Genomic DNA, 11522 nt, shown 5'->3' with positions numbered 1-11522 from the left:
GATGAACTGGTTGGGCTGGCCGCCGCATTCGATCACGGCCTGCGACACCGCGCCGAGGAAACGGTTAACGATGAAGACGGTGTCGAACGGCAGCCGCTTTTCCGCGAGCTTGGTCGAGCCGCGCATGTCGACGAACAGGCTGACGAGATAGCGTTCCTCGCCGATGCGCGAAGGGCTCGAAGTCCGCAAGGTCGCCGCCGTGGTCTGCGGCAGGAATATCTGGAAGAACGACAGATCGGCTTCCGGTCGGAGCTGGCAGGCGAGCCGGATCGCCGGATCGGCGCCGGCGCCGACGCGATCGAGCACGAATGCCTCGCGCATCGAGGGCTCCGGCAGCGATGCGCAGTCGCCGATCACGCGAATGCGACAGGTCGAGCAGCGGGCGCGGCCGCCACACACGCTGGCATGCGGGACATTGTTGCGCAGGCTCGCCTCCAGCACGCTGAGGCCCTTCGGCACGCGAACCGTCTTGCCGTTGCCATAGGACAGGCTGACCATGCCGGCCCGGCGCTCGTTGAGGGCGCGCACGCCCCTTGCCAGCAGCACGAATCCGAGCAGGCCGAGATAGCCGATCAGGAAGTACTCCTCGATGGACTTGAGGACGGCCTGTTCGGCCTGGGTACCGACCTGCTGTCGCGAGAGATTTTCCGCCCGCCACTCCTTGCTGTCGCTGTCGACGACAATTCGTCCGCCCTGATAGAGCCCGAGCATGGCCAGCGCCGGAATCAGGACCGCCGCCGCGAGTAGAGACGGCGCGGCGGTCCTGTAGAACGCCTTCATCCGCAGCCAGAAATAGAGACCGATGCAGCCATGGACCCAGGAGATGATCAGGACGGCGAACATCAGCCACATCTTGTACGGCCACACGATCCAGAAGGCGAAGAACACCTGCGGATAGAGCTTCTCGTGGCCGAATAACGTCTGCCCCAGTCGCACACCGACAATGTGGGCGATGATGAGCGCGGGAATGCTCAGGCCGAGCACGAGCTGGAGCGGCTCGATCGCCCTCCAGCGAAATTGCCGGCGGTCGTACAGCGCCCAGAGGCCGAGGCCGGTATGGATCAGCGCGGCGGCGTAAAACACGATCGCGACCGGGAGAAATTGCCAGAACAGCGTATGGTAATAGACCCCTTCGGCCAGCGCCTCCATCGAGACGTTGCCGAGCGCGTGGTTGAGGAAATGGCTGACCAGATAGGCAAACAGCACCAGCCCGCAGCCGAGCCGGACCTGCCGGGCGCTGATGCCACGGATGAGCTTCGGGAGCTGTTGCGAGAGTGAGGCCATGCGGTCCGGTCAAAAATGCTCTTCGATTCCGCCGATGGTAGTTTGGGAACGGCCCGGACGCCATGGGAATTGAGCCCGGGTCCGTTGCAAGTTGACACCCCCGTCGCAGTCGGGGAGAAAGCGCCGTGACGATACCCCCGCCCCATCAAGCCCGCGCAACGCCGGACCGCGTATCCCAGCGGCAGTTGCTCGCGGTTGTCGCCGTGATCGCGGCGTTGACAGTCATGCGGTTGATTTACGCCGGCGTGATTGATCTGCGCACCGACGAGGCCTACTACTGGACCTGGTCGAAGGAGAGCGCGCTGTCGTTTCTCGACCATCCGCCCATGATTGCCTGGTTCATCCGCTTCGGTACCGCGATCTTCGGTGACACCAATCTGGGCGTGCGATTTGCCGGCATCGTCGCGATGCTGATCACCCAGCTTCTGCTCGCCGATATCGTGCGACGCGTCACACACGATCTGCGCGCGATCGTGATTGCCGTGTTGATGCCCGAGGCCGCGCTTTACTACGGGTTGCTGATGGCAAAAGTGTCGCCCGATGTGGCGCTGATCCCGTTTGCGGCCGCGATGGTGTGGTCACTGGTGCGGCTGCACGAGAGCAGCGACGCGCGCTGGTGGCTGGCGGCCGGCGCCTTCGCCGGGCTGGCGCTGCTGTCGAAACTCACCGCGGTGATGCTGCTTCCGGCTGTCGCGGCCTTCATGCTGGTGCCGGCGTGGCGCCGGCGCTGGCTGGTGAGCCCGTATCCGTGGGTGGCGGCGCTGATCGCGATGATCGTGTTCTCGCCGGTCCTGATCTGGAATTCGCAGCACGACTGGGCGTCGTTCCGATTCCAGCTGGTACGCGCCACCGCAACGCATGAATTTTCGTTTCGCACCGTCGGCGACTATATCGGGCTGCAATTCGGGCTGGTCGGCTTCGTCCTGCTACCGGTGGTCCTGTCGGGCGTGGCGCTGACGGCGTGGCGGGGATACCGCCGCGGCGATGCGGTGGCCATCCTGCTGTCGACCGCCGTGATCGTCCCGCTCGGTTATTTCTTCTGGAAATCGCTGTCCCTGAGGATCGGCGATACCTGGCCGATGTTCATCTGGCCGGCCGGATTTGCCGCGGCTTCCATCAACATCGCGATGCTGCCGCGCGAAGGCTGGCCGGCCTGGATGGTGCAATCGACGGTCCGATGGGCCAGGATCGCGATCGCTTCCGGGATCCCCTTCGTCTTTGCGGTGTTTCTCTACTATGTCGTCGCTCCTTGGAATTTCATCGGCCGGGCCGATCCGATCGGCGGCGAGGCCGGCTATCGGCAGGTGGTGGAGAGAGCGCAGGCGCAACTGCAGGCGACCGGCGCGAGCTGGATCGCCACCACGGACTACCGCACTTACGCGATGCTGCGCTGGTTCTTCAACGACCGCTTGCCTGTCATTCAGATCAACGAGCGCGGCAGGTTCGAGGGGTTTCGCGATCCCGGCATGAATGCGATCAGCGGCCGTACCGGGCTCTATGTCGGGCGCGAGCCCGACCATGGCAGCCCGGTGTGGATGTCGACGACCGCGATCAGGGAGCCGCTGGAGCGGGTCGAGCGCAGCTGGCGCGGGGTGGTGATGGACACCTATGCGCTGGAAAAGCTCACCGGCTGGACACCGGAGCTTTCGCCCGGGAAGGATTCGCCGCTCTATCGCCCGCGCACGCTGGCGGGTGGGCCGGAAATGCTGCGGGGTAACCGGGGCGTGGTCCTCGCAGCCTCGGGTCGGTAGTCACTCGTCGCCGTCACGCTTGCGCATCAGGTCTTTTGCCAGGTCGCCAAGCGCGGGGCGCGGCAAAGCGGTGAACGGCAGCGGGCGGGTGACGTCGATCGCGGCGAGCCCGAGCCGCGCGGTGAGCAGCCCGTTCAGGACGCCTTCGCCGAGGCGTTGCGACAGCTTTGCCGCGATGCCATGGCCGAGCATCTGCTGGATCAGACTGTCGCCCGCGGCCATGCCGCCGGTGATGGCGAGATGGGCGATCACGTGGCGCATCAGCCGGATCATGCCGAGCGCGCCCGGCCGGGCGCCATAGAGCCGCGCCAGTTGCCGTATCAGCCGCAGCGCCGCCACGAACACGAACAGAACGTCGATCACGGCGCGCGGGCTGACGGCGGTGACCACCGAAACGCGCTGCGCCGCCTGCGAGACCAGCCGGCGCGCCTCCTGGTCGAGCGGTGTCATCAATTCGCGCTCCGCGAGGCGGATCATGTCGGCGCCGTCGATGATGTCGTCGGCATGGCCCTGCAATGCGGCGCGCGCCCGCGCCAGATGCGGGTTCTCCCGCGCAAGCCCGAGGAGATCCCGGACGATGGCGCGGCTCTCGGTGCGATCGTCGCTCGCGAGCACGGCGTTGGCGCGCAGGTGCAGCTTCTCGATGGTCGCAAGGCGCGCCAGCCCCAGCGCTTCGCGCGTAATGACGATGACAAGCGCCAGCGCGGCGGCGAGGGCGAAGGCCAGCCCGATGTAACCCAGGCTCTCGCTGCGCGCGAACAGGTCCTCGATCAGACGGGTGACGCCGAGCCCAAGGCCGAGCGTGACCAACCCACCGAGCGCGCTCCAGAACATCGCGCCCCAGCGGAAGCCGCGTTGTAAGGGGACGAGCGGGGCCTCGACCAGGACCGGCAGCAGCGCGGGATCGGCTTCCGGCCTGACGTGAATGGTGCCCCTGGAGGGGCGGCTCGCATCGTCCGGATCCATCACGATGACGCCGGGGTCGTCGAGCTTGAAGGTCGCCGGCCGCCGGTGAGGAGAGCGCTCGCTCATTGCAGTCTGTCTCCGATCAGGAACTGGAGGGCGCGGTCGAGGCGGATGTGAGGCAGTACGGGCGTGTCGGTGCCGTCGCGTTCGAGCGGGGGCGGGCGGAACCGCAGGAAGCGGAAATCGCTTTTTTCGGCCGATGCGCTGGATAGGCCGCGAAACCCGGTTTCGCCCTTGAACAGGTCTTCGGGATCCGCCGGCAGGTCGCCCGGAAAGGTCGCGACCTCCGTATTGCCGTCGAAGGCCTCGCCATTGGCCATCTCGCCCGATGCAGGCGTCCCCAGGATCGAGGGCAGCTTGTCGCGGCCGCGCGCCACCTGCGCCTCGCGGGTGGCGCGCACGGCGGCCAGCGCCACGACGTCGATGATGGCGCCGGTGTCCTCGGCCCGTGCGACCGCCCTGCCGACGATACGGCGCAGCACGGCCTCGAGGCGATCATGGCTGGAATGATGCAGATGATCGGCCTTGGTCGCCGCAAACAGGATGCGGTCGATCCGCGGCCGGAACAGGCTGCTCAGGAACGTGCTGCGGCCGATCCTGAAGCAATCCAGGATTCCCGCCAGCGCGGCTTCGAGATCGACCAGCGCTTCAGGTCCGGCATTGAATGCCGATAGCGCATCGACCAGCACGATCTGGCGGTCGAGCCGCGAGAAATGGTCGCGGAAAAACGGGCGGACCACCACGTCCTTGTAGGCCTCGTAGCGCCGCACCATCATGGCCCACAGCGAGCCCTCCGGCGCCGTGTCGTCGATGGGCACGTCGAGCGGCGCGAAGGTCAGCGCCGGGGTGTCCGCGAGATTGCCGGGCATCAGGAAGCGCCCGGGCGGCAGCAGGCTCATGGCAAAACGTTCGTCGCGGCAGCCGCGCAAATAATCGGTGAACAGCCGGGCCGCCGTGAGCGCCGACTGTTCGTCTGCCGGGGCTTCCGCGACCAGGGTGCCGAGATGGCCGTGCCACGGCGCCGCCAGCTTCGCGCGCAACGGCTCGCGCGACAGTGCAAGGCTTTCCGCCGACCATTGCTCGAAGCTCTTGTTGAGCAGCGGCAGGTCGAGCAGCCATTCGCCGGGATAGTCGACGATATCGAGCGTCAGGCTGCGGTCCGCGCCGTTCTGGCGCTGGTAGTCGATGACCAGCCTGAGTTCGCTGATATCGACCGTTGAATTCGGCCAGTTCCGCGCCTCGATCAGGGTGCGCACATGGTTCTCATAGGCAAAGCGCGGTACCGCGTCGTCCGGCTGCGGCTCCAGCCGGGCGCGGGCGATCCGCCCGGTGGCGAACGGCTCGAAGATCGGAAAACGGCCGCCACGGGTGAGGCCGTGGATCAGCGCCGTGATGAACACGGTCTTGCCGGCGCGCGACAGTCCGGTGACGCCGAGCCGGACCGTCGGATTGAAAAACTGGTCGCCATAGTCCTTCAGGGCTCGCGCCGACAGGCGCGCTTCCTCCACGATATCTTGAAAGCTGGGGGCCATGCGGGAGGGGACAACTTGGTTCAGGGAAGGTAAACAAGCTAACCGCAAAGTGGCGATTGGCGGGGCAAAATCAAGTTTCATACTTCCGTCGCGATTGGAACCGAGTGTCTCACGCTTCGTTGGCCTCTCCAAAGCCGCATATTCGCCGAGCAGAACACCCGGATCCACATGACCCTCTTTAGAATGAAGCCGATCGCCTCCACCCCGGCCCATGCCGGCGCCGGGGCGACCCGCTGGAATTACGATCGGGCCGAACTGATCGCCGACGGCGTCGTACATGGCATCGGTGTATTCTGCGGCCTGGTCGCCGCCACCGTGCTGGTGGTGCTGACGGCCGTCTATGCCACGGCGTTCGAGGTCGTCGGGGTGTCGGTCTATGTCGCGGGCCTGCTGGCCATGCTGGTGCTTTCGGCAATTTACAATGTGTGGCCGGTGTCGCGGACCAAGTGGATCCTGCGCCGCTTCGATCATTCCGCGATCTATGTGCTGATCGCGGCGACCTACACACCCGTCATCATGCAGGTGAAAGACAGCAACTTTGCCGTGGCACTCCTGATCGGCGTCTGGTGTGTGGCGATCGTCGGGGTCGTGCTGAAGCTGGCATTGCCGGGCCGCTACGATCGGGTCGCGGTCGGCCTTTATCTCGTGATGGGCTGGAGTGGCGTCATGCTCTATGACGTGGTTGCGACATCGCTTCCCACCATGGCCATGTGGTTCGTGCTCGCGGGCGGTGCGCTGTACAGTTTCGGCGTGATCTTTCATGCCTGGCAGCGGCTGCGCTTTCAGAATGCGATCTGGCATGGCTTCGTGCTGCTTGGCGCCGCCTGCCATTACACCGCGGTGCTCGATCTGGTATTGGCCTAGAACCTTTAAAAAAATCGGAGTGGGGGAATGCAGGTTGCGGGCAAGGTGGTGGTTGTCACCGGAGGCGCCAACGGTATCGGCAGGGCGCTGTGTGAAGCCTTCCATCGCGCCGGTGCCGCCAAGGTGGTGGTCGCCGATCTCGATCTGGCCAATGCACAGGCCGTCGCCGCCTCGGTCGATGGTGCGGCGTACAAATGCGATGTCGGGCAGGAGCAGGACATCCGCCATCTCATCGAGGAGACCGAGCAGAAGTTTGGGCCGATCGCGCTGTTCTGCTCCAATGCCGGCATAGGCGGTGGTTTTGACCCGATGTCGGTCAATGCCGGCGGTACCTCCGACGAGCCGTGGGCGCGAAGCTGGGCCATTCACGTCATGGCGCATGTCTACGCCGCGCGGCACCTGATCCCGCGCATGAAGGCGCGCGGCGGCGGCTATTTCCTCAATACGATTTCCGCCGCGGGGCTGCTGTCGCAGGTCGGCAGCCCGGCCTATTCCACGACCAAACATGCAGCGGTGGGCTTTGCGGAAAACCTCGCCATCTCGCACAAGGCCGATGGCATCAAGGTGTCGATCCTGTGCCCGCAGGGCGTCGACACCAACATGCTGCGGTCCATTCCCAAGGGCCCGCAATCCGGCGACGGGGACCTCACGCCGGAACAGGTGGCGGAAGACGTATTGAAGGGGCTTGAGCAGGAAAGCTTCGTTATCCTGCCGCACCCGCAGGTGCTCGGCTACATGCGCAAGAAGACCGAGAATTACGATCGCTGGATTTCGGGCATGGCCAAGATCCAGGCCAGGATGCGGGAAGCATACGGGAAGTGACGGAGTTCTTACTTCGTCATTCCGGGGCGATGCGAAGCATCGAACCCGGAATCTCGAGATTCCGGGTCTGGTGCTAACGCACCATCCCGGAATGACGGCGCCGATTGTTGTCAGCCCTTCTTCGCATAAAGCAGCGGCACCGCGGAATCCACCATCACCTCAATCAGGCTGACGCCGTCATGCGCCATTCCGCGCGCTAGCGCGGGTGCCAGTTCGGCCGATGTGCTGACCCTCACCGCGTCGCAGCCCATGCCCTCGGCGATCTTCACAAAGTCGAGGCCGGGCAGATCGAGGCCGGGCACATTGCGCACCTGCATGACCTGGCTGAACGAGCGCATCGCGCCGTAGCCCAGATTGTTGATGACCACGACCGTCAGCGGCAGCTTGCGCTGTGCGGCGGTCCACATCGCCTGGATCGAATACATCGCCGAGCCGTCGCCGATCAGGCAAACGGTTCGGATGCCGGGGCGGGCGAGCGCCTTGCCGACCGCGGCGGGCAGGCCAAAGCCGAGGCCGCCGCTCGCCATGGTGGAAAAACTGTCCTGGCCGCGCATCGGCATGTATTTCTGCATCGCCGGACGGTGCGACGGGGCTTCCTCCACCAGCACGGCATCGTCGGGCATCGCCGACGACAGCGCGTGCAGCAGGTATTCGACCGGAATCGGATCTCCGGCATGCGGCACCGGAGGCAGCACGCGGCCCGCCGGAATCGGCCGCTTCGTTTCCGGCAGCAATTCCAGCAGCTTCGTCAATGCCGGCTTCATGGTCGCGATGATGCTGGTGCCAAAGGGCGTTACGGCCGCAGCCGCCGCATCGTCGGTGATCTGGAAGATCGTGGTGGCGCCGTCGAAGATCGAGGCATGGCCTTCGACATGGAAGGTGAAGACCGGCGCGCCGATCACGACGACGAGATCGTGGTCGCGCAGCGCGTCGGAAAGTTGCGTCGGTGAGGCATGCAGGAAGCCTGCGAGTTGCGGATGGCGTTCCGGAAAACTGCAGCGCGCCGAAAACGGGCTGATCCAGACCGACGCTCGCGTCTTCTCCGCCACCCGCACCATCAGGTCGACGGCTTCCGCGCGATCGACGCCGGGACCGACGACGAGGGCAGGGCGCTTGCTGGCGGCGAGCGCGTCGGCGAGCGCCCGCATCGCGCCGGCATCGGGGCCGAGTTCCCGGCTGACGCTGCGGGCCTCGATCGGCTGGGCTGGATGGGTCCAGTCGTCGATCGGTACCGACACGAAGGTCGGGCCGCAGGGGGGCTGCATCGCCACGTAATAGGCGCGCGCGATCGCCGCCGGCACGTCTTCGGCGCGCGCCGGCTCGACCGAGTATTTGACATAGGGGCGTGGAAATTCGGAGGCACGCTCGGCATAGAGAAAGGGCTGCAACGGCAGAATGCTGCGCGCCTGCTGGCCGGCCGTGATCACCAGCGGCGTCTGGTTGCGATGGGCAGTGAAGATGTTGCCGAGCGCATGGCCAACGCCCGCGCCCGAATGCAGATTGACAAACCCGGCGTTGCGGGTGGCTTGCGCATAGCCATCCGCCATGCCGATCACGGAGGCCTCCTGCAGGCCCAGCACGTAGTCGATATCGTCAGGCCAGTCCGCGAGAAACGGCAATTCAGTCGAGCCGGGATTGCCGAACACTTTCCTGATGCCGAACGATCGCAACAGGTCGAGCGTGGCCTGCTTGACGGTGACGGATGTGGTCTTGGCTGGCTTGCGGGACAATGGTTAAGTCCTCAAAGGATCAATCCGTCATTCCGGGGCGATGCGAAGCATCGAACCCGGAATCTCGAGATTCCGGGTCTGGTGCTGGCGCACCATCCCGGAATGACGTCCTCGAGCCTCACCAACTCGCCGTGCCCTTCATGGTCGGCTGGCCCTGCGAATTCGCGGTCCATAATTCCATGCCGGCGCCGGCCTCGCTGGCGTTGACCGAGAACTCGCTGCCTTCGAACAGTGGCTGTACGCCGCGGTAGCTGAATTTCTTCGGCGCCGTGCCGCCGTGCAGTTTGGCGGCCAGTTCGACGATGAACGCCGCCTGCATCGGTCCGTGGAACACGAGGCCGGGATAACCCTCGACCTTGGTGACGTAATCGCGGTCGTAGTGAATGCGGTGGCCATTGAAGGTCAGTGCCGAATAGCGGAACAGCAGCACGGGATCGGCCATGTGGCTCTCGCGATGCCCGGCGACGGGCGGCGGCGGGGGCGCCTTGGCGGGCGCCGCCGGCTGCGTGGTCGACATGTCCCGGTAGACGATATCCTGCCGTTCGCGGATCGCGGTGCCGCGCGGCGTCGTGATCAAATGCTCGACCGAGACAAAGCACAGCACGCCGGTGCTGCCGGTCTTCATGGTCACATCGGATATCCGTGAGGTCCGCCTGGCTTCATCGCCGACGCGCAGCGGCTCGAAGAACTCCAGCTCGCCGCCGGCCCACATCCGGCGCGGCAGCGGCACCGGGGGCAGGAAGCCGCCGCGGGTGGGATGACCATCCTGGCTCAGTTCGGACATCGGAAATACCGGCTGCGCCAGGCACCAATGCACGGTCCATGGCGCGGCATCGCCGGTCTTCGGCTCGCCGATTTCCTGGAACAGGGTGGCGCGCAGGCCTTTGACCAGCTGCGCGGTGACGATGTCGGAAGCCTCAGTGGTTTTTCCGATCCAGCCACGCAAATGCTCCAGGTCGAGTTTTTCGGTCATGTCGATTGGGTCCGGACGTGAGAGATTTTGGCCGTCGAGGGGCTGTCGCCGATACCGGGCACGGCACCGTAGTGACGCGGCTCGCCGACGAAGATCGCGGCGGGCGCGCCATAGCTCACCTTGCCGTTCGGGGTATCGACCTCGATGCGTCGCAGATGCGGATGCACGGCGAGATCGGCCATGGTATTGACCTCGGCAAAGGCGATATCGGCATCGGCCAGGCGCTTCAGCAGATCGACGCGCTGCATCGTGGCAAAACTGTCACCGACTGCCTGGTCGGTGAGTTGCCGGTTGCGGACGCGCTCGACCATGTTGGCGAAGCGCGGGTCGCCTGGAAGCTCAGGCTTTTCGAGCACATCGGCGCAGAGTTTCTTCCACTCCCGCTCGCTCTGGATCGAGATCAGGATTCCCTTGCCATCCTTCGACTGGAAAACCCCGTAGGGTGCGATCGAGGGGTGGGCCAGCGCCATCCGCTTGGGCGGATTGCCGGCTTCGGAATTGAGCAGCGGCACCGCCAGCCAGTCGGCCATCACGTCGAACATCGAGATCCGGATGTCGGCGCCTTTGCCGGTGCGTCCGCGCGCGATCAGGGCCTCGAGGATGGCGGCATGGGCCGTGGCGCCGGTGGCGATATCCACCACGGAAATGCCGACCCGCGACGGCCCCTCCGGTCCGCCGGTGATCGATGCCAGCCCGCTCTCGGCCTGGATCAGCAGATCATAGGCCTTCCGGTCGGCGTAGGGGCCGTCGTCGCCATAGCCGGAAATGGTGCAGCAGATCAGCTTCGGATAGTCTTTTCGCAGCCGCTCCAGCGCGAAGCCGAGCTTGTCCATCGAGCCCGGCTTGAGGTTTTGCAGGAGCACGTCGGCGCCGGCGATCAGCGCTTCGAGGCTGGCGCGGCCTTCCCCGGTCGCGAGGTCGATGACCGCAGAATCCTTGCCGCGGTTGAGCCAGACGAAGTAGCTGCTCTGTCCTTTCGCCGCGGCATCGTACCCTCGGGCAAAGTCGCCCTCGGGTCGCTCGACCTTGATGACATGGGCGCCGGCATCCGCCAGCCGCGAACTGCAGAACGGGGCGGCGACCGCCTGTTCGACGGCAATGACGGTCAGTCCCTCGAGCGGCAGCATGGTTGGCGTTCTCAGTAGGAGCGGGGCATGCCGAGCACGTGTTCGGCGACGTAGGACAGAATGAGATTGGTGGAGATCGGCGCCACTTGATAAAGCCGGGTCTCGCGGAACTTGCGTTCGACGTCGTATTCCTCGGCGAAGCCGAAGCCGCCAAAGGTCTGCACGCAGGCGTTGGCCGCTTCCCAGGAGGCGTCGGCCGCCAGCATCTTGGCCATGTTGGCCTCGGCGCCGCAGTCGAGCCCGGCCTCGTATTTGCGGGTGGCTTCCTTCACCATCAGCTCGGCGGCGCGCATCGCCGCATAGGATTTGGCGATCGGAAACTGGATGCCCTGGTTCTGGCCGATCGGTCGGCCGAACACGACGCGCTCCCGGGCATAGGCGGTGGCCTTGGCAATGAACCATTTGGCGTCGCCGACGCATTCCGACGCGATCAGGATGCGCTCGGCATTCATGCCGGACAGGATGTAGCGAAA

The 11522-nt window shown here is 65.4% G+C and carries 10 protein-coding genes; 3 read left to right on the top strand and 7 right to left on the bottom strand.

Annotated elements, in window-relative coordinates; translation table 11 throughout:
- Positions 1-1284, bottom strand: a 1284-nt coding sequence (locus tag Q8R73_RS03640) for a 2Fe-2S iron-sulfur cluster-binding protein (protein ID WP_305718171.1), incomplete at its 3' end; no start/stop codon positions are given.
- 224 nt (positions 1285-1508) lie between these two features.
- Between Q8R73_RS03640 and Q8R73_RS03635 the strand changes: the two genes are divergently transcribed.
- Positions 1509-3035 (top strand): glycosyltransferase family 39 protein, encoded by a 1527-nt coding sequence (locus Q8R73_RS03635; RefSeq protein ID WP_305718172.1) that lies wholly within the window; start codon positions 1509-1511, stop codon positions 3033-3035.
- On the opposite strand, the gene Q8R73_RS03630 is transcribed toward Q8R73_RS03635, so the two are convergent.
- Positions 3036-4067: a YcjF family protein gene (locus Q8R73_RS03630; protein WP_305718170.1), complete on the bottom strand. Its 1032-nt coding sequence runs from the start codon at positions 4065-4067 to the stop codon at positions 3036-3038.
- Positions 4064-5533, bottom strand: a complete 1470-nt coding sequence (locus Q8R73_RS03625; RefSeq protein ID WP_305718169.1) for a YcjX family protein — start codon at positions 5531-5533, stop codon at positions 4064-4066. Before Q8R73_RS03625 ends, Q8R73_RS03630 begins: the two co-directional genes overlap by 4 nt.
- A 168-nt stretch (positions 5534-5701) precedes the next feature.
- Between Q8R73_RS03625 and Q8R73_RS03620 the strand changes: the two genes are divergently transcribed.
- The gene (locus Q8R73_RS03620) at positions 5702-6397 is read left to right on the top strand and encodes a hemolysin III family protein (protein WP_305718168.1); all 696 of its coding nucleotides are present in this window, start codon (positions 5702-5704) and stop codon (positions 6395-6397) included.
- A gap of 27 nt (positions 6398-6424) precedes the next feature.
- Positions 6425-7219 carry an SDR family oxidoreductase gene (locus tag Q8R73_RS03615; protein WP_305718167.1) on the top strand — a complete coding sequence of 265 codons (795 nt, stop codon included), beginning with the start codon at positions 6425-6427 and terminating at the stop codon, positions 7217-7219.
- 110 nt (positions 7220-7329) lie between these two features.
- On the opposite strand, the gene mdlC is transcribed toward Q8R73_RS03615, so the two are convergent.
- From mdlC to Q8R73_RS03595, 4 genes are all read right to left on the bottom strand, one after another.
- Positions 7330-8949, bottom strand: coding sequence for a benzoylformate decarboxylase (gene mdlC, locus Q8R73_RS03610; RefSeq protein WP_305718166.1), 1620 nt, complete (start codon positions 8947-8949; stop codon positions 7330-7332).
- Between the two features lie 118 nt (positions 8950-9067).
- Positions 9068-9922 (bottom strand): MaoC family dehydratase N-terminal domain-containing protein, encoded by an 855-nt coding sequence (locus tag Q8R73_RS03605; RefSeq protein WP_305718165.1) that lies wholly within the window; start codon positions 9920-9922, stop codon positions 9068-9070.
- Positions 9919-11049, bottom strand: a complete 1131-nt coding sequence (locus Q8R73_RS03600; protein ID WP_305718164.1) for a CaiB/BaiF CoA-transferase family protein — start codon at positions 11047-11049, stop codon at positions 9919-9921. Before Q8R73_RS03600 ends, Q8R73_RS03605 begins: the two co-directional genes overlap by 4 nt.
- An 11-nt stretch (positions 11050-11060) precedes the next feature.
- Positions 11061-11522: acyl-CoA dehydrogenase family protein (locus Q8R73_RS03595; protein WP_305718163.1), on the bottom strand; the 462-nt coding region annotated here is incomplete at its 5' end.

This window comes from Bradyrhizobium sp., from assembly GCF_030697065.1.
Classification (GTDB): Bacteria; Pseudomonadota; Alphaproteobacteria; order Rhizobiales; family Xanthobacteraceae; genus Bradyrhizobium.
The sequence above is the reverse complement of the archived record's forward strand: the minus strand, read 5'-3'. Positions and strand labels throughout refer to the sequence as shown.